The organism is Coprococcus sp. AF19-8AC, from assembly GCF_003603115.1.
GTDB classification, from domain to species: Bacteria; Bacillota; Clostridia; order Lachnospirales; family Lachnospiraceae; genus Coprococcus; species Coprococcus aceti.
Genome location: NZ_QTMI01000001.1, coordinates 1,010,388 through 1,033,161 on the forward strand (window position 1 = coordinate 1,010,388; position 22,774 = coordinate 1,033,161).

Annotated in this window: 21 protein-coding genes and 1 CRISPR repeat array; all 21 genes read right to left on the minus strand. The window is 39.6% G+C overall.

Going from position 1 to position 22,774, the window contains the following annotated elements:
• Window positions 1-46: 46 nt before the first annotated feature.
• The 21 genes from DWX57_RS04610 to DWX57_RS04710 all read right to left on the minus strand — a co-directional run bounded on the left by DWX57_RS04610 (window position 47) and on the right by DWX57_RS04710 (window position 22,679).
• The gene (locus DWX57_RS04610; protein ID WP_120123103.1) at window positions 47-1,207 is read right to left on the minus strand and encodes a PrsW family intramembrane metalloprotease; all 1,161 of its coding nucleotides are present in this window, start codon (window positions 1,205-1,207) and stop codon (window positions 47-49) included.
• A gap of 208 nt (window positions 1,208-1,415) precedes the next feature.
• A complete protein-coding gene (locus DWX57_RS04615) occupies window positions 1,416-2,360 on the minus strand; it encodes a DUF4097 family beta strand repeat-containing protein (protein WP_120123104.1) in 945 nt (314 codons plus the stop codon).
• 2 nt (window positions 2,361-2,362) lie between these two features.
• Window positions 2,363-2,956, minus strand: coding sequence for a DUF1700 domain-containing protein (locus DWX57_RS04620; protein ID WP_118017436.1), 594 nt, complete (start codon window positions 2,954-2,956; stop codon window positions 2,363-2,365).
• Window positions 2,949-3,269 carry a PadR family transcriptional regulator gene (locus tag DWX57_RS04625; RefSeq protein WP_117549107.1) on the minus strand — a complete coding sequence of 107 codons (321 nt, stop codon included), beginning with the start codon at window positions 3,267-3,269 and terminating at the stop codon, window positions 2,949-2,951. Before DWX57_RS04625 ends, DWX57_RS04620 begins: the two co-directional genes overlap by 8 nt.
• 234 nt (window positions 3,270-3,503) lie before the next feature.
• On the minus strand, window positions 3,504-4,376 hold the full coding sequence (locus tag DWX57_RS04630; protein ID WP_117549108.1) for an aldose 1-epimerase family protein: 873 nt from the start codon (window positions 4,374-4,376) through the stop codon (window positions 3,504-3,506).
• A gap of 136 nt (window positions 4,377-4,512) precedes the next feature.
• On the minus strand, window positions 4,513-4,737 hold the full coding sequence (locus DWX57_RS04635) for a beta-galactosidase (RefSeq protein WP_070097446.1): 225 nt from the start codon (window positions 4,735-4,737) through the stop codon (window positions 4,513-4,515).
• A gap of 6 nt (window positions 4,738-4,743) precedes the next feature.
• Window positions 4,744-5,658, minus strand: a complete 915-nt coding sequence (gene nadA / locus DWX57_RS04640; protein ID WP_120123105.1) for a quinolinate synthase NadA — start codon at window positions 5,656-5,658, stop codon at window positions 4,744-4,746.
• A gap of 25 nt (window positions 5,659-5,683) precedes the next feature.
• Entirely contained in the window at window positions 5,684-6,208 is a 525-nt protein-coding gene (locus DWX57_RS04645; RefSeq protein ID WP_022058290.1) for a transcription repressor NadR, read from the minus strand.
• A gap of 1 nt (window position 6,209) precedes the next feature.
• The gene (nadC, locus tag DWX57_RS04650) at window positions 6,210-7,064 is read right to left on the minus strand and encodes a carboxylating nicotinate-nucleotide diphosphorylase (RefSeq protein ID WP_120123106.1); all 855 of its coding nucleotides are present in this window, start codon (window positions 7,062-7,064) and stop codon (window positions 6,210-6,212) included.
• 2 nt (window positions 7,065-7,066) lie between these two features.
• Window positions 7,067-8,347 carry an L-aspartate oxidase gene (locus DWX57_RS04655; protein ID WP_120123107.1) on the minus strand — a complete coding sequence of 427 codons (1,281 nt, stop codon included), beginning with the start codon at window positions 8,345-8,347 and terminating at the stop codon, window positions 7,067-7,069.
• 163 nt (window positions 8,348-8,510) lie between these two features.
• A complete protein-coding gene (locus DWX57_RS04660; RefSeq protein WP_120123108.1) occupies window positions 8,511-9,293 on the minus strand; it encodes an AlkZ-related protein in 783 nt (260 codons plus the stop codon).
• A gap of 8 nt (window positions 9,294-9,301) precedes the next feature.
• Window positions 9,302-9,712 carry a peptide deformylase gene (locus DWX57_RS04665; RefSeq protein ID WP_120123109.1) on the minus strand — a complete coding sequence of 137 codons (411 nt, stop codon included), beginning with the start codon at window positions 9,710-9,712 and terminating at the stop codon, window positions 9,302-9,304.
• Between the two features lie 20 nt (window positions 9,713-9,732).
• Window positions 9,733-10,926, minus strand: a complete 1,194-nt coding sequence (locus DWX57_RS04670) for a class I SAM-dependent methyltransferase (protein ID WP_120123110.1) — start codon at window positions 10,924-10,926, stop codon at window positions 9,733-9,735.
• 66 nt (window positions 10,927-10,992) lie between these two features.
• Window positions 10,993-11,442 carry a YaiI/YqxD family protein gene (locus DWX57_RS04675; RefSeq protein ID WP_120123111.1) on the minus strand — a complete coding sequence of 150 codons (450 nt, stop codon included), beginning with the start codon at window positions 11,440-11,442 and terminating at the stop codon, window positions 10,993-10,995.
• A 24-nt stretch (window positions 11,443-11,466) separates the two neighbouring features.
• On the minus strand, window positions 11,467-12,180 hold the full coding sequence (locus DWX57_RS04680) for an ion transporter (protein WP_120123112.1): 714 nt from the start codon (window positions 12,178-12,180) through the stop codon (window positions 11,467-11,469).
• A gap of 383 nt (window positions 12,181-12,563) precedes the next feature.
• Window positions 12,564-12,827: a hypothetical protein gene (locus tag DWX57_RS04685; RefSeq protein WP_120123113.1), complete on the minus strand. Its 264-nt coding sequence runs from the start codon at window positions 12,825-12,827 to the stop codon at window positions 12,564-12,566.
• Between the two features lie 200 nt (window positions 12,828-13,027).
• A CRISPR array of direct repeats spans window positions 13,028-14,272; the repeat unit is 37 nt; unit sequence ATCTACAACAGTAGAAATTACTATAGGTTACTTAACC.
• A gap of 124 nt (window positions 14,273-14,396) precedes the next feature.
• Complete coding sequence (gene cas2 / locus DWX57_RS04690; RefSeq protein ID WP_117874291.1) at window positions 14,397-14,672, minus strand: CRISPR-associated endonuclease Cas2; 276 nt, start codon at window positions 14,670-14,672, stop codon at window positions 14,397-14,399.
• Window positions 14,673-14,684: 12 nt separating this feature from the next.
• Complete coding sequence (gene cas1, locus DWX57_RS04695) at window positions 14,685-15,647, minus strand: type V CRISPR-associated endonuclease Cas1 (RefSeq protein WP_120123114.1); 963 nt, start codon at window positions 15,645-15,647, stop codon at window positions 14,685-14,687.
• Between the two features lie 2 nt (window positions 15,648-15,649).
• The gene (gene cas4, locus DWX57_RS04700) at window positions 15,650-16,216 is read right to left on the minus strand and encodes a type V CRISPR-associated protein Cas4 (protein WP_117874293.1); all 567 of its coding nucleotides are present in this window, start codon (window positions 16,214-16,216) and stop codon (window positions 15,650-15,652) included.
• Between the two features lie 2 nt (window positions 16,217-16,218).
• The gene (gene cas12a / locus DWX57_RS04705; RefSeq protein ID WP_120123115.1) at window positions 16,219-20,085 is read right to left on the minus strand and encodes a type V CRISPR-associated protein Cas12a/Cpf1; all 3,867 of its coding nucleotides are present in this window, start codon (window positions 20,083-20,085) and stop codon (window positions 16,219-16,221) included.
• Window positions 20,086-20,528: 443 nt separating this feature from the next.
• Window positions 20,529-22,679: an ATP-dependent helicase gene (locus DWX57_RS04710; protein WP_165852756.1), complete on the minus strand. Its 2,151-nt coding sequence runs from the start codon at window positions 22,677-22,679 to the stop codon at window positions 20,529-20,531.
• Window positions 22,680-22,774: the final 95 nt, after the last annotated feature.

Consider the following 22,774-nt stretch of genomic DNA (forward strand, 5'->3'; position numbering starts at 1 on the left):
GTCTGTATGTGTTCTGCGGATCATACTGTGATGACTGACCGTAATGTTACTGCTGACCGTAGCCGCTATACTGATTATTCTGCTGTGACTGCCAGCCATACTGGGTCTGCTGGCTGTAGCCATTCTGCTGATCGTACCGCTGTGGCTGACTGTAGCCACTTGACGGCTGATTGTACTGTCCTGGCTGTTGAGTATAGCTGCCCGGCTGATTGTACTGCCCCGGCCGCTGACCGTAACCGCTCTGCTGACTGTATCTGCTCTGCGGATTATACTGCTGACCATACCGGGTCTGCTGGCCGTAGCCACTCTGCTGATTATTGTACTGTCCCGTCTGGCCGTATGCATTTGTCCGTATGGTGTTCTGCCTCTGGCCATATACATTTGACTGATTGTACTGCATGTTCTGCCCGTACATATTTGGCTGATTGTACTGCATGTTCTGCCCGTACATATTTGGCTGATTGTATCCACGCATAGGTATATATCTGAAATTATACGGATTCACCCATATAGGATTTACCGCTATGATATGATCGTTCTTTGCCGCATGGGATATGAGCAGGAACATCAGAACCACCGACAGGATCAGAACCAGTATGCACAGGATCACGCTGGTGTCATCAATCGACAGCACAAAATCATACAGTCCGTGTATTCCCATGGTGCTAAAATACGCTATCAGCATATTGCCTGCGGCACCCTCGCCCTTGTTCGCATTCTCTCTCGCCTTTGAGTAGAAATATCCCATGATAACGCCGCATGAGCAGTGAAGTGGGATTGCTGTCACAGCCCTCAGGATTCCGAGTCCTATTCCACCCTGGAATACATACAGGATATTCTCCAGTGTTGCAAATCCGAGCGACGAGCACACGCCATATATAACGCCGTCATAGCTGTGGTCAAAGTTCTTATTTTTCCATGTAAGTATTAACATTCCAAGGAATTTGCCCAGTTCCTCGATCATCGCCACTATAAAGAAGCAGTTGACCAGCTCATAAACCGCCGTTCCGGATTCCAATCCCATGTAGTATAACAATACGCCCCCAACCAGCTCCACGACTACTGCCGGTATCGTGCTGACAGCTCCCAGAACCGCAAGCCATACTAGCAGGCTCATTGGATCCCTGCTATTCTTATTTCTTATGACTACAAATAACAGCAGTAACACCGAAGGTAATACTGCAAGTCTCAATGCAAATGCACTCATCCTTTACTCTCCCTGATATTTTCTTCCGTATAAATATATATACATATTAAAGATACCATTTTTAGCGTGAATCCACAATAAGCAGAGGCCTTTACCGACATTTTATTTCATTAATTAACTTTAATTTAGCCTAAATACAACTCAAGGCAGGTCATTCCATTTCAGAAGACCTGCCTTGAACCAATTTTCAAATGTATTCAGTTACGACTTACTGTGTGACATCAATATCTCCGCTACTAGTCTCGATATTGCACTTTCCATCCGCCCCCTCAACCGAGTCCGGTACATTTACATCACCGCTGGATGTCTTTGTATTGTATTCATACTTCATTTCTGAGCCAATGCCGATCGATACATCACCACTGGTTGTCACGACATTGATCTCAGAAGCATCACAGTCTCTAATCATTACGTCACCACTTGACGCACGACCGTTTATACGTTTTGCCTTTATACTGCCAGATGTGATATTGCCACTGGAGGTCTTCAGATCAATATTATCCATCACCACATCACCAAGACTGACGTCACCACTGTTTGCTGATATTCTTGTATCCTTTGACGATACACTGTCAAGCTTAATGTCACCACTGCTGGTCGCCACCGTCAGAGCATCTGCATTTGCACCATTTACGATCACATCGCCGCTGGCGGCCTCTATATCGATATTGCCTATCGCCAGATAATATTCCATATCCACGTCACCGCTGCTGGTCACGATCTTCAAATCATCGTACTCCATGCCGGCCAGATACACCGTCACGGACGGCCATGCTCCAGAGTACATACCAATGGAAATGTTAAATGCCGCGTTTCTACTGTCATCTGCGGTTATCCTGAGCACGCCATCTGATATATCTACATGATGTGTCAGATTCTCGCAGTCATAATACTCCACATAACTTGTATCTCCACTCGCCTTCTTCACGGCAACATCCACATCTGATGCGCTTTTTACATCAATTGCAGTGAATTTATCTTTTATATCAACAGTCTTCTTTACGTAATTAACCGGCTCCGATGTCATGTGTGCCAGATTCACAGTCACATTTGGCCATCTGAATCCATTTACAGCAAGTGCTGAGATCACAGTGATAATGCCTGCCACGATCATGACCGATGCAACAATAACAGCTTTCTTTGTTCTACTCATGACTATTTCTCCTTTACAAACATTCTCTTTATACCATTCACACTGGCCTTGCAGACCTTAAATATACCAACCGTAACAGGCTTAACCGATACAACAAACAATATCGCTATACCAACTCCTATGAGTGCTGCTCCGAGCATGAGAACTGCTGTATAAGGGCTGTGGGCCACGAACAGAGGTATGGTACATATCAATCCGCCTATTCCCGCAACCACAAAGCTGAGCACTACCGCATAGAATGATATAAGAAGTGCAAATGCAACTATCCACAGTGTGAGCAACAATACCGCCGCTGTAATGAGAAGTGGTATCCACACCGGAGAACCAAGTACTATGAGTATGACCTCCCATGCCTTGAGCTCGTGCTTTGGCTTGATCTTCTCCTTCACAAGCTTCGTGAGCGGCATCTCCTCAAGTATCTGCTCCACAGCAGCCTCCGGAGATCCCATATCCGCCACAGCCTCCTCCTCGGAAAGGCCGTCCTCCACGCGGTCATCTATCATCTCACTGTAATAATCCATAAACCTGTTCACATCATCGGCCGGCATCGCACTGATCCTGCTTCTTATTGCCTCCAGATATTCCTGTTTATTCATCTCTGACTTCCTCCTTCACAATAAATCTGTATATGGATTCCAGTTCCTTCCACTCTTCCTTGAACTCTTCTATCCTGGCTCTTCCGGCATCCGTAATATGATAATACTTTCTGAGTCTTCCGTTGTGCTCCACGGAATGAACCGTGAGCAGTGCTCCCGCCTCAAGTCTTCTGAGGATAGGATAGAGTGTGGACTCTGATATCGTCACATACGGCTTCATATCTTTGATGATCTGATATCCATAGGAATCCTCGTCCTTGATGGCCGCAAGCACACACACGTCGAGCATCCCTCTCTTCAATTGTATATCCATCGCTATACCTCCTTACGCAGTATACTATACGTCGCATAGTATCATATGTCAAGTAGTATTTTCAGCACTCTACAAAAAGGAACAACAATGGGGTCAGGCACCTTTTACATAGATTCTACATTAATGTATATGAAACATAACAAACAGGGCGGGACATCCCACCAATGGGATGTCCCGCCCTGCTTACAAATTATATTCTGCTATATCTTAATCTGACACATGATATGTTTTCCATTATAGTATGTCGATGACATACTCCTTGCTGAACGAATGGCCAGCCTCAAGACTGTTTGAATACTCACGGTCCGCCAGATCTCCGTCATATCCCTCGCGGTCACACCTGCCAAACCAAGGCTCTATGCAGACAAATGGCGCATGTTTCTTTGCAGGAGACCATATGCCTATCTGCGGCACATCAAATCTCAACTGCAAAACCGGCGCATCAGATGAGTTCCTTAATGTAATCGTATTTATACCCTTACCATCCATGATCAGGGCATCCTCATCAAACATCTCATCACGCAGCTTTAAGACTCCATCTGTCAGTCTGTGCGTAACTGTTCTATCTCCAAGAACTCCATTTGCTGTCAAAAGACCACATTCAATCTCGTTCTTACCTGTGTGCATATCCAGAGAATAACCGCCGATGCCTCCCTCACATGCAAATGCAGGATGGGCACCGATAGAAAAATGAATCGTGTCAGTTCCCTCATTCACAACGGTCCACATAACATGTACAGATGAACCTTCAAGTCTATATCCTATACAAAGACTGAAATCAAACGGATAGCTCTTCTGCCATGTATCATTCTTCTCAAGCACAAACAGCAGTGTATCACCAGTCTGGCCAGCCACTACAAACTCGCTGTCCCTTGCAAATCCGTGCTGAGGTATATTCTCATAAACCACCCCGTTATGTCTGTAACGCTGTCCTTCCAGCTTTCCCACAAATGGAAACAGCACAGGAGAAACTCTTCCCCAATACTCAGCATCACCGCACCACATGTATTCTCTGTCTGTCTCGATACTCTTCAGGCTCACAAGCTCAGCGCCGTGAGTATTCACCTTTATAGCGATCTTATCATTTTTTAATTCAACAATACCCATGATTTCCTCCTGTACTTTAGCCAGTCAGGCTAATTATATTTTCAAAAACAAATGTTATGCATCTGCATTACATTATAACACATAAACAAAAAATACGGTCGCTTAATGAACTAATAAGCAACCGTATTTTATATAATTAAGCAATAGTCGCTGTCGGGGTTCCAAGTATCACATGAAGCCCCTTCTCCTTTGCCTTACTGATGACATGATCGAAGAACGAAAAGTCATACTGCCCCTCCGTTTTTTCCATGATATGCCATGCAAACTCCGCTATACGGATGACATTGCATCCAAGCTCTACGATATTGTCCATATCCTCATCGATCATGGATATGTCCCACTGCTCTGGATAATAATCCACACCTCGTTATCCAAGCGCGATCATTCTGTCAATGCAGCGGGATGCTCCCTCCATCACCTCATCAGAAAGGACTATCTCTTCGCCACCTGTGCCCTTTAATACATTCAATATGTCAACCAGGGTAGTAAGTTTCATATTATGGCACATCAGCTTTGAAGAAATTGGATAGAACATTTTGTCAGGGCACTCATACTGAAGATGCTCCACAATACTGTGCTCTGTACCGATGATAAATTCTTTTTTCTCTGACTTTCTGGCATATGCCATAATTCCTGTGGTTGAACCTACATAATCAGCCTCTGCAACTACATCCGGCCTGCACTCAGGATGGACAAGAAGTTCCGCATGTGGATGTAACTCTTTTGCCTTCAAAGCATCATCTAGGGTAACCGCAAGATGCCTAGGACATCCGCCGTTAAAAAATGCAAATTCCTTTTCCGGCATCTGCTTTTGAACATAGTTTCCAAGATTCGGATCTGGAATAAAAAGAATCTTGTCGTTATCAAGCTTGCTGCAGATCTGCACTGCTGATGAGGATGTCACACATACATCACAGGCAGTTTTCAATTCAGATGTCGTATTTATATAGGCGACAACCGCATATCCCGGATACTTCTTCTTCATCTCATCCAGCGTTTCAAGGTTCATCTGCTCAGCCATCGGACATCCGGCTTCAGGGTTAGGCAGATACACATTCTTATCAGGGGACAATATCTTACATGTCTCTGCCATAAAACGCACACCACACATTATTATATTTTTGCGGGAATCCTTGCTCGCCTCAACGCTAAGTCCATATGAATCTCCCATATAATCTGCAACTTCAAGAATCTCATGTCCCTGATAAGCATGTGCCAGTATGCAGAAATCTTTCTCTTTCTTCAGTCTGATTATCTCTTCCTGTATCTCTTTTATCGTCATTTTATTCTCTCCAAATCATTTTGTATTATTTCTCCCACTCCTGCCACGGAACAAGGAAGCCTGTCTCATCGAGCTTCTGCTCTATGTTGTCCAGGATCTCTTCACTTGGAGCCTCTATCAGATGGTAATGATATCCGTTCGTAGCATTTCCAAGTAGGGACGACTGGCTGTTTTCCAATTTTTTCATAAATTTTGCCACGTCGTATCTGGAGGCAATATTCATCTTTGCAGTAACACGATTGTACACCGTATGACTTATACTTACATTCTTTACAACACCGCCATAATCAACTATGATCGTGAGTTCTTCCTCAGTCCTGTCATAACCGTGTTTTACTTTAAACTCTCTCTGACATTTTGATTCATTCTTGTATATATAACCCCTGTTAGTTGCAATTATGCCATCATCAGCCGCCCTGATCACTGCAATGTCCTGCACTATTATCTGTCTACTGACATCGAATTCTGATGCAAGCTTATTTGCCGGAACAGGGACATCTGAATTCTTCACAATGTCAAGTATCCTTTCCCTTCTCTCTTTTGCCTTCACTTTATTCCTCCGCATGAAGATTTTTCATCGATATATCCATTATAGGTGAGCTGTGTGTAAGCGCACCGCTTGATATATAATCCACTCCCAATGATACCAGTCTCTCTATGTTCTCTTTTGTAACATTGCCTGAACATTCTGTCTCCGCACGTCCATCGATCAAATCAATCGCAGCCCTCATCTGATCCGTTGTCATATTGTCAAGCATAATGATATCGGCTCCCGCTTCAACAGCCTCTTTTACCTGATCCAGTGTCTCAACTTCAACCTCTATCTTACGGACAAATGGTGCATACTCCTTTGCCATTCTCACTGCATTGGTTATACTTCCCGCAGCGCCTATATGATTATCCTTAAGCAATACTCCATCCGACAAATTGTATCTGTGATTGCTGCCTCCGCCGACTCTGACTGCATACTTCTCAAATATACGGCAATTAGGCGTGGTCTTTCTGGTATCCAGCAGAGTAGTCTTGCTTCCTTTAAGAAGTTCTGCAACCTCATGGGTATATGTAGCTATACCACTCATACGCTGCAGGTAATTAAGCGCAACCCTCTCTCCAGAGAGAAGAACCCTGATATCACCAGTCACAACTCCCATAAGCTGGCCAGCCTTCACCTCATCGCCATCTTTGCAGAAGAACTCAACCTCAGTGCTGTCATCTAAGAGTGTAAATACTCTTGCATATACATCAAGTCCTGCAATAATTCCATCCTGCTTGCATATCAGGTCTACTTTTCCTTTCTGTGCCTTTGGCATCACCGCATTTGTGGATACATCCTCACTTGTGATATCCTCCTGTAAAGCCATCATTATAAGCTTGTCCGCATTCAATTTCATTGTTATCTGATTCATTCTCAGCCTCTTCTTTCCGTTTCTGTCAAAACTATATTCTTATATTCTCTAAACAAACCATCTATATCTTCATATTCAGAAAGATCTATGTTGTCTTCTCCACAGCCTCTGTGCTCTCTGCTGAACATGATATCATCTGCCGCCCTCTGTGCAAATACAAGCGACTCAAGTAACGAATTGCTTGCCAGTCTGTTTCTGCCATGCACTCCATTACATCCGGCTTCTCCTACCGCATACAATCCTTCCATGGATGTCCTTCCGGCAAGATCTGCCTTCACTCCACCCATGTGGTAATGCTGAGCCGGCACAACCGGTATCGGTTCAACAAGCACATCATACCCCTCATCCTTGCACTGCTTGTATATATGTGGAAAATGCTGCAAGATCACATCTCTTCCAAGCGGTCTCAGATCTTCCCACACATGCTCCGTTCCATCTATCTCCATCTGTTTCCATATTGCACGGCTGACTACATCACGAGGCTGCAATTCATCTGTAAACCTTTCTCCCGCCTTGTTAAGAAGCCATGCTCCCTCTCCTCTCACAGATTCGGATATCAGAAACCTTCTTCCCTTATTCCGGCTAAACAGTGTTGTCGGGTGGATCTGCACATAATTCAGATTCTCTACCTCTACACCATGTTTTAAGGCAATTGCTATGGCATCACCTGTTATATGGGCAAAATTCGTTGAGTTCTTATATATACCTCCGATTCCACCACACGCCAATACAACGTTGTTGGATCTAAGTATGCTTATATTCTTCGCCTCATCAGCTATAACCACTCCACCACAGGCATTGTCATTGCAGACGATGTCGAGCATAGTCGTATACTCATATATCTCGATATTTGATTTCTTCTTTGCGCATTCCAGCAAAGTGGATGTAATCTCTTTGCCGGTAATGTCCTCATGAAACAATATTCTAGGCTGGCTGTGAGCTCCCTCCTTGGTGAAGGCAAGCTTACCGCTCTCATCTCTCTCGAATCTGACTCCAAGCCTTACCAATTCTCTGATAACAAGATTAGATGATCTGATCATCAGATCGACGGTCTTTTTATTATTCTCATAATGGCCGGCTCTCATGGTGTCTTCAAAATAATCTTCGTAATCTTCCTCACCCCGCAGCATACATATGCCGCCCTGGGCCAAAAAAGAGTCGGACTCATCAGCCCGCCTTTTTGTGATAATACAGACTTTTTTTGTCTCTGGAAAATTCAACGCACAGAACAAACCTGCAGCGCCAGTTCCCACAATAATAACATCATATACAGTGTTCATCATTTCTCCTCTTCAAGTAGGCATCATATTATTCTTTATAACCTGACTTGCATATAAACATAACATATGTAAACACATATGTAAAGATATATGTAATGTTATGTGTAAACTTTTGATGTAAACCTTTTTTGATGTGAGTTTTCGAAATAATGCACACCATAAGTCTCTACTTTAAGACTTTCTTTATCTGTTTCTCTGTGGCAATCGGGTAGATATCATCCATATGCTTCACTATCCTCTCCCATGACTCATCCGGGCTCTCACCATATGCAGACGTCACGTGGTCATATCCCCACAGCTTCTCCGGCATGGAATACACAGCCACATTCCAGCCGTATTCCGCGCCCTTCTTGTTCAACCGTTTTCTGAAGTCACATGCACACAGATAGGTCTGCATCTGGAGCTGTGTCATCGTACCCTCAAAGCCTTTCTCTCCGCCCTTGCCAAATCCGGCAAGCTTCTTTATATCGAATGAAAAAAGTTCTGTATTGTACATACTATCCAGCTTTTCTGCCGCAAATTCCTCATCGCTCTCCTCGTCTATCCGGTCATCCATAAACAGGTCCATGATCTTCTTCTGCCTGAATGATGCAAGCTCATCATCCCATCTGGCATCGAAATCATATCCAGCTCTTCTATAATTTGCAAAATACGGGAACCATTTCTTTGAGATAAATCCCGCCTTATTGTGGAAAAATTTGCCGTATGCGATATCGCCTCTTCTGGCTATGATCTCGCGCCACACCCAAGGATCCCTCTGCGCATCCTCACTCCACCAGTATTTCTCCGTGGTTCGCTCTTCCACCGAAAATCCAGGTATCTCATTCCGGAAAAGAGGCAGAAATCCCACTTCCTCTATATATCCGATAAGTTCGTCCACCGTGTGCAGGCACTCCGGATCATCCTCCGAAACTCCATACATGATCCATGTTCCGTCTTTTGATTCCATAAACTCTCCTAAATTATTCGCCCCTCAAGGTGATCCATCTCATGGAGCACTATCTGGGCTATATATCCGTTGAACTTCATACGCTTTTTTTCAAATGATGCATCCTGAAACTCTACTTCTATGTCTCTATACCTTGTCACCTTTCTCGTGCCGTCCAGAGACAGACATCCCTCCTCTGTCTCGTAAGCCCCCGACTTTGACAGGAGTACCGGATTCAGCATGACAACATTGGCAAATCCCATACTGACGATGATTATCCTCTTCTTATATCCGATCATGTTGCCCGCCATGCCGACGCACCTCGCCTGATTTGCCGCTAATGTGTCCTGCATATCTGCTATGATCCCCGCATCCATAGTCGTCATCGGAGATGACTTCTGGCTGAGAAACATCTGATCTCTTACTATCTGTTTTACCATGGTCTATTACCTTTCCTTATCTACTCACCATTCTTCACGTACAGGAATAATTTCGACTTGAGCAGCTTCTTCGGCGTTGCCGAGATCTCGCATATCTCCTCGTATATGCGGTTGCACACGATAAAATACGCAGCCAGGGCAGTCAGCACATTCTTCTGATTTGCGCTCTGGAAATTGTACTTTCCCGTCTTCTCATTCTTCTCGCTTCTGGCATGTTTTACCAGGTTATAGTCATTCCACCAATCCGCGATCCTGCCATCCACAAATGCGCTGAACGGCTTCAACTCGATATCTTCAAATGTGTCTATCGTCCTCACTGCGTCAAGCCTGATAGCCGGGAATTTCCTAAGCACAGGAGTAAGCCTGTCATGTATATTGTACTTCTTCCTGTAATCGTCCTCCTCTACCATCTTGCAATATATCTCAATCAGAGAATCAATATTGCTGCAGATGTTCAGAAACATATTTATGTATCTGCTTGAAAATGTCGGGAAGTTGCTCTTGTGAATGTCCACATACTCCGAACTGATCCTGACATCCTTCTCAATGATCTGGTATTGCTTCCAGAAAATGTTCAGAAATTCCTTCTCAGTTATGACAACTCTGGTTTTCTTCACCAGAACATTTACCCACAAATGTCCCTGACCTATCCTGTCAAGCCTGACATCCTGACTCGTCCATACATCCTCAAGGACCGCGCCTGAAACCGAATACACCATATCACAAACCTTTGTCTCGGTATAATTGGCAAATGTTCTTCCATCATCCCGCGTCTGCTCACCTTTTCCATACTTCCACGAAGCATAAAATACACCATCAATCTTAAGTGCTTTCATAACCTTCGCAAAGATCTTGATCATATCACCCTTGTCAACATGGAGCATCGAGGCACATGCCCACACAGCATCAAATTCATTTTCGTAATTCATGTCCTCAATGCGCTTATGTACAGCCTCTTTTCCCGTCAGCTCCTGAGTTTTCCTGCACATAGCCTCAGACGCATCCAGAGATACGACATCATATCCCCTGTCCAGAAAATATTTGCTGTCACGGCCACTGCCGCAGCCAAGATCAAGAATCCTGCTGCCCGGCTTGAGATGTTCCTCAAATCGCTTGTAAATGTCCGACATGTCAGCATTTCTGGTGACATCGGAATATCTGTCAGCATATTTGTTGTAGTATTCTATTGTTCTGTTTGTATTTTTATCATTCATTAAAATCTGACCTCTTCCGGTTCATTGGTGGTGAGGGTTCGAATCCCCCTCCACCTTCATATGTATCTACAGATTATTTGCCTTCCGCAGCAGCTTCTCAAATGACTCCGCAAATCTCTGGTCATCCTCTTCTGTCCTCTTCCTCGGCCCTTTGATATGGTTCCTGCTCGATGCCCTTCTCGCCTTTTTATTCAAATGTCTCTCCATAAGCATCTGATCGATATTCTCATTTGTATACCATTTGCCCGATTGGTGTATCGCAAATGCACCTTTTCCCAGTGCCATCGCAGCCACGCCATAATCCTGCGTAACCACTATGTCGCCCCTGTGACAAATGCTTATCAGCTTGTAATCCACAGCATCCGCCCCGGCCCCAACCACGATAACCTCACTGTAATCAGATGTGAGGACATGGTTCGTATCGCAGAGAAGCGTTATCGGGATGTTATATTTTGTTGCTATGTCTTCTGCTATGCCTACTACGGGACAGGCGTCGGCGTCTATGTATATGTGCATGGGTAAGTCCTCCTACAACAGGTCTCAATCGTTATCTTTTTCACTTTTTATCACGTCAATATAACCACCAGTTATAACTCCTGCCGGTAACGCCACTACTGCTATACCGACTATAGATGATACCATACTTACCAGCTTTCCAAATACAGTAACCGGGTATATATCACCGTAGCCTACAGTAGTAAGTGCAGTGGTCGACCAATATAATGCATCAAACAGCGAATTAAAACTTTCTGGCTCGACCTGAAACATAATAAGTCCTGATACTATTATGTACCCAAATGCCAAATAACACACAGCCATCAAAATGCTCCTTTCTTTCTTCAGGACTTCAACTATTATTCTAATACTTTTGGAATATCTCACAAACCTCAATATACGGAAGGTTCGTATCAACCTAAATAATTTGAATAGTCTAAACCCAGAGTTCAGAATAGTTACAGATGGCAAAATAGATAACAAATCAATAATCGCCATAGGTGAAAACGGATAAATAACAAAGGCTCGATACTTATACTTCGAAAGTTTAAAGTCTGCTGTAAACCATCTCAAAAGATAATCAATAACAAATATAGTAACTGTAACCTTATCAATTATGTTCAAATAATTATTCTGTTCTTTAAAACACAGAGGGATGATACTTGCACATATCACAATCATCATAAACATATCGTATAGTGCGCTTAACTTGTCATCATCATTTGCAATCTCTATTATCTCATAAATTCGCTTTCTCATTAAAATCTTACCTTTCCAGGCTTCAACATATCAGTATCATTCTTCATTACATTCTTAGTTATTTTCTTACATCGTCTTATACCAACTTATCTATACGAAATAACTAATGCTATAATTGCTAATATAAAACTCAATAAAGCAATTATGCTTGACGTATAAGCATATATATCTGTACTATCAGTCTCTTCTTCAAATTTTCTACCAGCAAAAATTGTACTTCCTCCTATTACAAGCAAGACTATTCCCATAAATACAAATATTATCGTACGGAATAGTCCTATATTATTTATATTTACAGAACTGGCTATAATCACCAGTATACCTGCAAGCCAAATTATCCATCCAAGTAAGCTAATTACAATAGAGACAATACAACCAAGTAATTATATATATATTTTCCCCTGTGTTATTATTTTTTTATTACTCAAGAATGGCAGAAAAACTATTCTTAACGTGGTTCTTACTTGTCTAGACTTTTCTTTTTCGTCTGTATCTTTAATGATATTATATGAATTTGCTTTACTTTCTTCATCATATTTTTTCAAAGCCAAATATAGTGCTTCAGCGTAAAGTTCAATGTCTTTTTCCCTATCCTTCTTGACATCACTTTGCTTGTTGCCATACTTTCTATTTTTTCTTTTGCCCATCGCTTCCCCTATATAAATTTATTTACATTTAAGATCAATTACTTCTCCTTGTTATGCAGCAATATTATTCATTAACGCTTTATTATAACTTGTGAAATCTATTGTTTTATTCCCCAACGATTCCACTATATATCCATATCTACTAATAGTAGAAATTACTATAGGTTACTTAACGGCTGTTTCACCCTTCTTTGGATCAAATCTACAACAGTAGAAATTACTATAGGTTACTTAACATCAGAGCTAGAGAGGGACTTTCTAAAATCTACAACAGTAGAAATTACTATAGGTTACTTAACACTAGTGGATCACAAATATCCTCTTGTAATCTACAACAGTAGAAATTACTATAGGTTACTTAACATTCCGCAAAATGAGTATAATAGTCATATCTACAACAGTAGAAATTACTATAGGTTACTTAACATTGTTATTGGGAAACTGAATGTACAGATCTACAACAGTAGAAATTACTATAGGTTACTTAACATAATCACTCTCCTTATTTTTGTATTCGTATCTACAACAGTAGAAATTACTATAGGTTACTTAACTTTGCCGTCTCTTCCTCGAACAGTTTCTTATCTACAACAGTAGAAATTACTATAGGTTACTTAACCAAGTGCTATATGCGTGAACATGTTCCAATCTACAACAGTAGAAATTACTATAGGTTACTTAACCCTGGACCCCAGCCCACAACTTCAATTTATCTACAACAGTAGAAATTACTATAGGTTACTTAACCAAATATTGATTTTGCAACTGGCATAAAATCTACAACAGTAGAAATTACTATAGGTTACTTAACCCACCGCAGGGAGAGGCATGGAGCTATAATCTACAACAGTAGAAATTACTATAGGTTACTTAACCGTGGGGAAAATGTCATAAGAAATTCGTGATCTACAACAGTAGAAATTACTATAGGTTACTTAACCAGCCACGAAGGAGAAAGAACGGTCGAATCTACAACAGTAGAAATTACTATAGGTTACTTAACCTACCTCCTTGTTTTTATTTATTATATTAATCTACAACAGTAGAAATTACTATAGGTTACTTAACGGCGCATATAGCAAAATATCCAATTCATCTACAACAGTAGAAATTACTATAGGTTACTTACCCCGTACGGTACCGTCTATACATTTCAATCTACAACAGTAGAAATTACTATAGGTTACTTAACTTCCTCCGATACTCTGCCTTTGCCTTATCTACAACAGTAGAAATTACTATAGGTTACTTAACTTAGCTGGGTTTATAGATTGCTGTGTGATCTACAACAGTAGAAATTACTATAGGTTACTTAACCGGGCAAAGATGTATCAATTATTGCACGATCTACAACAGTAGAAATTACTATAGGTTACTTAACTTCGACTTAAACAATTTCTAAATATCCATCTACAACAGTAGAAATTACTATAGGTTACTTAACCCCATTTTTGTGTTTTTACACAATTTTCTGTCTTGTAACCATCATATTTGATTATTTTTTTATTTATTTTACCCATATATATTAAGTAACCTATTTATTATTGATTATAAAGACCAAGGTTTGCATTATTGAATAACAATAAAATCCTTTTCGTCATTTTTGGCATACCCAAATCTTAACACCTCACAATTTGAGGACATTTTAAATATCATAACACTATCCTCCTGAGTAAAACTTTTTTCAAACTTATTGCTTATATCTGTAACTATATTCTCTATTATTCTCTGACTATTGTCAATTTCAAATACCGAATACTGCAATCTATGTCCAAATCGTGATAAATACTTTGAAAACTTTGTCCTAAGTTTATCATCTGATATATCATAACTAACTATAACCATATTCGCTCCCATCTAATGTAACTCGAAACTAGGAAACTGTTCTACACTTTTCATTTTCATAAAAAATCTATAATATTTTTGTATGTATAAGAATATATCGTCCTTGTAATCGAGTATCGCTGCCATAATAAACTGTATATATGTAGCATTATATTTCATCTGCAAATACCATCTACTGCCATATAAATCGAAATCTTCTTTTTTGCACTGTCCTAAATTAATTGCTTTTCGTATTGCATAATCCACTATAGGCCTCATCGGCTCCATCAGATCACATACAAGAGATTTCCTCATATAAAAGCATTTATGGAATACCCCATAATAAGTGTCAAATCCATACACTTGCAACATCGCATCAACGATATTGAATAACATAGTATATGCTATATCCAGTGTAACATTTATGTAATCATTCTTTATTCGGGGTTTTCTACCATTCCAATTAACATTATCAAACATTCTTGGGAAATACACTTTTGCTGCATTCCCTTCTATCCCCATCACTGTCAAATAATCCATATTTTCGCACAAAGAGTCCGACAAACTATCCAATAAAGCAATTCCTTCTTTAATATATTGATTCTTTACTCTTATTTTTCTCAACGCCTCTGATTGATTAATTATTTTGTTTTTCTCAATTCTTATACCTATCTCAGTACCTTCATAAGTATATTGATGCTTTCTTAATAAGGTATTTCCCTCCATTCTTGCACCTATAACCTCATACACCTTAAATGTCATACTCATTAAGCAAATCGAAAATCCAAACTTCTTACTCCGTTGTATAAGCCCACTTGTTATTGATATATTTCCTACTATACACAACATAAACAATCTATAACATGTTGATTGATATTTAGTCTTCCCTGCTTTGTCCTTTACTACAATATTGTCATTAGAAAACGTAAGTTTATCGCCTTCCTTGGGAAACATAAAAATAATTTGTTTCTTGCTGAAATCATTAGCACTTAACATACTTAGTCACCTCTACTTGCCGACCTGTCACAAGCATCTTCATATATACAATTAGAGCATTTCTGAGCATTGTCTTGAACAAATCCATTCATATCAAAAGTTCTCATAGTACATATCAAATTTTCAAATTTCTGCTTCATCTCTAAATCATTCTCTGGCAAAGCAATATTATAATTCTTATTATCATCTATGCTGTGAATTTTTAAAAAATCCACAGTATACCCCATCTCCACCATTGAATAGTACTGCCCATATAATTGAAATACATATCCGTCATAAATCTTATTCACATGCTTTTTTCTCTCTATCAGCATTCTTTTTCTTGAATCATATACATCAATTTTACCAATTATACGATATTTCTCCGAATATACATCTATTCCTGTTAGTATTTCTTTTCTTGTTGAATAATTACCATGATCAACAGTTTCATGAGCCTTAGTGCCATTCAGTTGTGATTTCGACTGATACGTCAGTATATCTGAATAACCATAAAGCCCATGAAAGTATATTGACACCGGACAAAATATAAAATCATTTAGAGTTGATATTAATATGATATCATCCATTCTTAAAACCTTCTATTTTGTATAAAATCGAACCAGTTATAATTATTTAGACTTAACAATTTTCTGTTGAATTTCTCTCCTTCTTTCCAGTTATTCTTTATGGCTATGACATTGTACAGACCTTTTAATGCAATGCAATATGCACCATTAGCATCTGCATCCTTTGGTAACTCTGTTTCTTCATTGAAAATATAATTTTCCGAATCATAAAACCGTCCATTTTCATCCATAACTGGCGATACTATTCTGTCGTATTCAGCTTCTGTCCTATCGTATCTCTCTGACTTACTGTTACGAAGTTGAACAGTCAACCTTATTATTTCTATCAATTCATTGATCAGCTTCTTCTGTACACTCGATTCTAATTCAAGAATATCTTCAATTAAATTATGTCCATCATCGTATTTCATATGTGAACTGTCAAACAAGTCTTTAATTCTACTTTCCACATTCCAAACATCATCCTTCCACCCGTAAGATGTATGTTCCTTTTTTATACGCTCGCCTCGTAAATATATAACCCACTTCGTTTTTGCCAGAGTGGTATTATGTGTTTTAAAGTTGTCATAATCAAATGATATTGAAAACAATTTCTTCTCTGTATCATATCGTATACTGTCTAATGATCTAACAAAATCCAATTTTGTTTCAAAATTAGAATATTCTCTAAAATTGAATACATTTACAAAGCCTGTTAACGGATCAATCTTAGATGTATACGCAGCAGGTACATAGAATATGATTCCACACTGGCTACCAAGTTTCTCTAAAGAATCTGGAATATACGTAAGCTGATACCCTCTTAGTACACCTCCTGGTTCATCGGCTTTTCGACTTTTATCTACCAAGTATGCCAGTTTAGATATCAACATATTCTCAAATTTCTGGTATACCTGACGTTCAACCCTAAACCTACCTCGTTTAAATCCATAATTTAGATCTTCCATAACAATGATTGCATTATATTTCAACACCATCTTCGATATTTCATGAATTACCTGTGACAAGTATCCCTCTTTTATTTCTTTTATCTTTCCAATTTCTTTCCAATTTTTTCTCGCATCTGTCCGGGCACTTTCTTTGTTGACCAGTTTGTCTTTATAATTATATCTTCTAACTATATTTGTTACAGTTTCATAGCTTTCTATCATATTGAAAGACTTCTGCTCAACAATCTTTCCCTTTTTATTAATTACTGACACATAAAGGAGATTTCTTTCTCCTCTATCAATTCCAATCACATGAAGCTCATCATTTTCCGCTATATACTTGAGTACCTTTTCATTTATATTAATTCTTCCATCTGCTTTGAAATTGATAGTTATAGGCAAATGTATAAAAAACTTATCTACTGTATACCTGCGATCCTTGACTATATCCATAGTAGCTTCATAATGAGATACTTTGTCCTTATATTGAACAGCTTTGTCTGAAAGAATTCCGATACCACCATTTCTCCAATAATCAACAAGTTCCATATAGCAATCATCTGGTACTGATTCAATAATAACTCTTTTTTCTTTACTGTTTTCAGTGTTATCCTCAACCTTATATGTTTTATTGACTAAAATCGTACCCTTTTTATGTTCTACTTTTTTCTTGACACTTGATTTTCTATAAAATAATTCTGCCTCTCCGTTCAATTTTATAACTATGTTTTTAAGATTGTCTTCGCTAAATATATTTTTGAGGTACTTCGTATGAAGATTATCCATTCCTTTACTATTCGGTGCAAAGTCTTTATTATAGATTTGAAACAGATATATTTGACCATCACGATCAAGTTGTTCTACATCTTCTGAACTTATATATGTCCAGTCAATCTTATATCCCTGACACTCCACTTCTCTATAGAATTCTGATATATCATTGTACGATTCTGTATCAGCAAATTTAAAATTATACGCCTTATAATTTGGATAACAGCTTATACATTCTTTATAATAATCAATTAGCTTCCAGCAGAATTCTACATCAAAATTTACCGATGATTTCAAGTGTTTACCCAACTCATATCCCCGCAATATTTCATCAGGTATTCCATGTGATTCATTCCACAATCTAGACTTAATAAACACATGTGGTAAAGTCTTACTTGCCCCAGGGAGCAAATAATAATTCATTTTCTTATAATCTGTTTCAGAATTGCAAACATCGTGTCCTGATATAACAGTCTTAGCTGGTTTATTTCTTGGGTTAAATATTGCCAAATATATTTTTTCATCACGAATCAATATAATAGCATTGTTATCAAATTCCTTTGATTTCGACCATCCATCGGCAAGAGTCGGTGATCCGAAGTTCAATTTTATCTTTTCCTGACTATAAGGCTTCTGTGTAACATAGTTACGCACTTTGTTATATAAATTCACAATTTCCGACATATCCTCATTAAGTTCATCAAGTTCTGAATAAAACTCCATATCCTTATCAACTAGCTCATCAATCACAAACGATTTCATCCAATGATAAATACTCATATATTTATCAAGATATGTTTTTATATCCATGACAATCTGTTCATTTTGAATCAAGCTAATTTTGTCGTTAAATTTAAAATCCGTAATTTGAAAGTTATCTATCTCATCTATTATTTTAGTAACAAATTCAGTTACTTCATGCTCCAAACATGTGCTATCTATTTTATAATATGAATTAACCAGTCTCTGCAAATCACCCAGACTACAGCTCTTTACTTTCTTAATTTCCTTCTGAATCTTTTCTTCCCTGTTGTCTTTATTTCCTTTGACAATTTCCGAGAAATACTTATACAAGCTTGAAGCTATCACATCCCATTTATGATCAATGTATACAGAGACATTCTCGAACGCTTTAGATGAAATATATATCTTATTTACGTCATATAAAGATATGCTTTTCCCTATAGTTCTGAGACGTGATATAATATTTTTTTCTTTTATTAGAGCATTAAATGAATTAATCGCATTTATCACTTGCGCATCATCTTGAAAGCCTAATGGAATTTCAAACCCGGTTTCTGCTTTACATAAAATCTGTTTATGTAATTTTTGCATTTTAAACTTTGATCTGGAGCATTTTTTGCTCTGGCAATATAAATTCATATGAGCATTAATAACCCCACATATATTATTATATAAATCTATTCCACTCTGGGATATAAATCGTCCATATGCTTCTTCGGTATATACCACATCTAACTGGTCACCTTGCAGAAAATCATATGCCTCTTCTTCAATCTTCTCAATTTCTTCACAAGCAATCTGTTTTATTCTATTATAAGCATCCAGGTTATCCATATATATTTTGGCATTCTCGTGTATGATTCTATATGATATAGATGACGCTATTGCCTTATCAGAAAATACATTTTGTCTACTTGCCCAAAATTCTTTAAAATAAACTGTGAATCCGTAAAATCTTTTTATTGCTTCTAATCTGTCTTCTCTATCAGTTTCATATTTCTCCAATATATATTTTGGTAAAATCTTTGTTATCATACCAGCACTGAGCATGACTTTATATTCAGGATCTTGAGAGAATTTTTTTCCTATTTTTTTACGAAGCATATCCTGAATTTTTATCAACTCTTTTGAAGTTGCATCACTTTTATCTATTTTCGCTTTATGCATTAATTCAAACAAATTTTTCCATTCTATATCATGTAAATTATCTAGAACCTTACTTATAAAATCGCGATAATAATCATCCATCATTTCTTTTGCTACATACTGATCTTCATTTTTGTTTGTATCAGCCGCAATAAAATCACTCTCAGCAATATGTCTCTTAGTATAATCTGATGGAATTAACTCATTTCTTAACGTTTTACTTAATGCGTTGATTCCAGTAAACGAATCAAACGAATTTGATATTTTATTACCTACCATATAACTCCTCCCTTAAAATCAATCTATATAATATGATAACATAATAACATACATCAACGAGTTTGTCACTAATTTTATTAGTTAATGTAATTTCGAATTTAATCTGAGTAAAAAAGAATAACGCCATATTCAGCGTTAAACTTTTTACATTAACTAAATCTACCACAGTAGAAATTTATTTCAAGGCACTTAACATACCTCTACTCTTTTTTTATATACACATACTATAACTCACACTTGGGTACTCATCTAAGTGCAAGACGGATTGTACTAATGGATCTACAACAGTAGAAATTTCTATAGGTTATTTAACCCGCACAGCTAACATTTATATGCCAAATCTACAGTATTATATTACTTTTCTACCTCTGATTGTGTCAAGTATTACTTTCTATATTTACACTAGTATTCTTCATACTATACTCGTCTCACCATCAAAATCTTTATAGATTTCCAATCTTCTCAAGCCCCACCCCAATCTTCAAATTTCTCTCCGTCTCCACCCTATCAAACTTAACCACATAGCACCCTATATCTCCCCTGATACCGGTTATCGTGCCCTCGCCGAACACCTTGTGTCTCACCCTGTCTCCGGGCTTTAGCTCGGTGTCCAGCGGCATATAGCGGCTCTCATTTGCGGCTATGTAGCTCTTGGTGTCGTCGACAAGGCGCTGCGGGAGCTCGTTCACGTAGTCGATTGCTTCCCGGTCTATGTTGAAGATGAACCGGGACGGGTATCTGAAAGAATCATCGTAGTTCAGCCCCTCGGCATCGCTGATGTACAGGCCGCGCTCCGCTCTGGTACATGCCACGTATGCCATGCGACGTTCCTCCTCGAGCATCGCCTCAGTATCCACATGCTTGCTTGGGAATATGCCTTCATTTACACCGCACACGAACACATATGGGAACTCCAGGCCCTTTGCGGTGTGTATGGTCATCATCGTCACAGAATCCTTGTCCTTCTCCCTGTCATTGTTCGTGTAGAGAGCTATGCTCTGAAGATATTCCTCCAGCGTATTCTCCTCACCGGAGTTCTTCTCATATTCGTCTATCGACTGCTTCAGCTCTGCCAGGTTGTCCAGCCTTTCCTGTTCGCCCGCCTGTCTGAGCATCGCCTCGTAGCCCGTGGCGGCCATGAGCTCCGTCACAAGGTCAGACAGACTTTTCTCCTTGTATGTCTTCCTGAAATTTTCTATGATATCGACAAAGGCTGAAGCACCTGTCGACTTAACAGTCTTCTCCTCCAGAAGATCCTGAAGACCGCTGTACAGTGAGCATCTGTGAGTCTCACAGTACGACTTCAGCATCGACATTCTCTTTTTGCCAAAGTTCCGCTTTGGTTCATTTATCACCCTGCGAAATGACAGATCATCCGCGTATGCCACCATCCTGAGATATGCCAGCACATCCTTTATCTCCTTGCGTTTGTAGAACTCCGTTCCGCTGTAGAGGATATACGGGATCTTTGTCTTGATAAATGCTTCCTCTATGCTTCTCGACACGAAATGTGACCTGTACAAAACGGCTATGTCACTGTACTTTGTGCCCGCCTCAACCAGTCTTTTTATCTCATTTGTCACCCACTGGGCTTCATCCCCGGTGGTCCTGGAATGTACGTACAGAGGGCGTGCCTCAGACGGCTTCACAGCCACAAGCCTGTGGGGCAGTCTGTTCCTGTTCTTCTCGATCAGTGAGTTGGACACCGCCAGTATGTCAGGAGTTGAACGATAATTCGTGTCGAGGAATATGGTCTGTGTATTCTCATGGTTCTTGTCGAATTCCAGTATGTACTCTATCCTTGCCCCGCGCCACGTATATATGGTCTGATCCGGATCGCCCACGATGAACAGATTCCTGTGATAACCGCTGAGTATCTCCGCCAGCGCATACTGGTTACCGCTGACATCCTGAAACTCGTCCACCATGACATACATCATGCGTTCCTGCCATTTGCGGCATTTCTCCGCATCAGTTCTGAGGATGTGGAGCGCAATGGTTATGAGATCATCATAGTCAAGTCCATACACCTTCTTCTGTTCGTACAGGTATCCCAGAAATACTTTTTCAGGAATGTCTGAGGCGTTCTCATAATCCGCCAGCAGTCTGTCGTTGCTTATGTCCGCCAAATATGCGATATGCTGCATCTCGTTCTTCATAGCCGATATGTGATCCCTGGCCATGTCAAATGTATATGTTCTCGACTGTATATGGGCATTCTCGTACACAGTTTTGAGTATCTCCTCCGTGTCCTCGCTGTCCATCACCACGAAGTTCTGAGGATAATTGATGACATGGATATCCTCCCTCAGAAGCTTCACACAGAAGCCGTGAAATGTACAGATGTATCCCGTATCACTGTCCCCGATCATCTGTCTGATACGCTTGCTCATCTCCCTCGCCGCTTTATTTGTAAATGTGACACACAGTATATTCGATGTGGATATTCCAAGCTCATCCACCAGATACGCATATCTGTATGTGAGCGCCTTTGTCTTGCCGGTTCCCGCTCCCGCAATTATGCGCACATACCCTTCTGTGGTGGTCACTGCCTCCCTTTGCTGTTCATTCAGTTCATCTATAAAATTATCCATACAGTCCTCCATATATTCGCAAACATATGTTCAGTATAGCAGATTATATCTTTCCTGTCACTACACTCATGGTTTTACACCAGAACGATCTTCAC

What these genes read in the sequence shown, in the direction of transcription:
- DWX57_RS04680 (WP_120123112.1), bottom strand. Translation starts at nt 12,180, where the DNA reads ATGAGAAAGCGAATTTATGAGATAATAGAGATTGCAAATGATGATGAC.
- DWX57_RS04620 (WP_118017436.1), bottom strand. Translation starts at nt 2,956, where the DNA reads ATGAATAAACAGGAATATCTGGAGGCAATAAGAAGCAGGATCAGTGCG.
- DWX57_RS04615 (WP_120123104.1), bottom strand. Translation starts at nt 2,360, where the DNA reads ATGAGTAGAACAAAGAAAGCTGTTATTGTTGCATCGGTCATGATCGTG.
- DWX57_RS04670 (WP_120123110.1), bottom strand. Translation starts at nt 10,926, where the DNA reads ATGAATGATAAAAATACAAACAGAACAATAGAATACTACAACAAATAT.
- DWX57_RS04685 (WP_120123113.1), bottom strand. Translation starts at nt 12,827, where the DNA reads ATGGGCAAAAGAAAAAATAGAAAGTATGGCAACAAGCAAAGTGATGTC.
- cas2 (WP_117874291.1), bottom strand. Translation starts at nt 14,672, where the DNA reads ATGGTTATAGTTAGTTATGATATATCAGATGATAAACTTAGGACAAAG.
- DWX57_RS04630 (WP_117549108.1), bottom strand. Translation starts at nt 4,376, where the DNA reads ATGGGTATTGTTGAATTAAAAAATGATAAGATCGCTATAAAGGTGAAT.
- DWX57_RS04660 (WP_120123108.1), bottom strand. Translation starts at nt 9,293, where the DNA reads ATGGAATCAAAAGACGGAACATGGATCATGTATGGAGTTTCGGAGGAT.
- nadC (WP_120123106.1), bottom strand. Translation starts at nt 7,064, where the DNA reads ATGAATCAGATAACAATGAAATTGAATGCGGACAAGCTTATAATGATG.
- cas12a (WP_120123115.1), bottom strand. Translation starts at nt 20,085, where the DNA reads ATGGTAGGTAATAAAATATCAAATTCGTTTGATTCGTTTACTGGAATC.
- DWX57_RS04710 (WP_165852756.1), bottom strand. Translation starts at nt 22,679, where the DNA reads ATGGATAATTTTATAGATGAACTGAATGAACAGCAAAGGGAGGCAGTG.
- nadA (WP_120123105.1), bottom strand. Translation starts at nt 5,658, where the DNA reads ATGACGATAAAAGAGATACAGGAAGAGATAATCAGACTGAAGAAAGAG.
- cas4 (WP_117874293.1), bottom strand. Translation starts at nt 16,216, where the DNA reads ATGGATGATATCATATTAATATCAACTCTAAATGATTTTATATTTTGT.
- DWX57_RS04610 (WP_120123103.1), bottom strand. Translation starts at nt 1,207, where the DNA reads ATGAGTGCATTTGCATTGAGACTTGCAGTATTACCTTCGGTGTTACTG.
- DWX57_RS04675 (WP_120123111.1), bottom strand. Translation starts at nt 11,442, where the DNA reads ATGCACATATACATAGACGCCGACGCCTGTCCCGTAGTAGGCATAGCA.
- DWX57_RS04625 (WP_117549107.1), bottom strand. Translation starts at nt 3,269, where the DNA reads ATGGATATACAATTGAAGAGAGGGATGCTCGACGTGTGTGTGCTTGCG.
- DWX57_RS04665 (WP_120123109.1), bottom strand. Translation starts at nt 9,712, where the DNA reads ATGGTAAAACAGATAGTAAGAGATCAGATGTTTCTCAGCCAGAAGTCA.
- cas1 (WP_120123114.1), bottom strand. Translation starts at nt 15,647, where the DNA reads ATGTTAAGTGCTAATGATTTCAGCAAGAAACAAATTATTTTTATGTTT.
- DWX57_RS04655 (WP_120123107.1), bottom strand. Translation starts at nt 8,347, where the DNA reads ATGATGAACACTGTATATGATGTTATTATTGTGGGAACTGGCGCTGCA.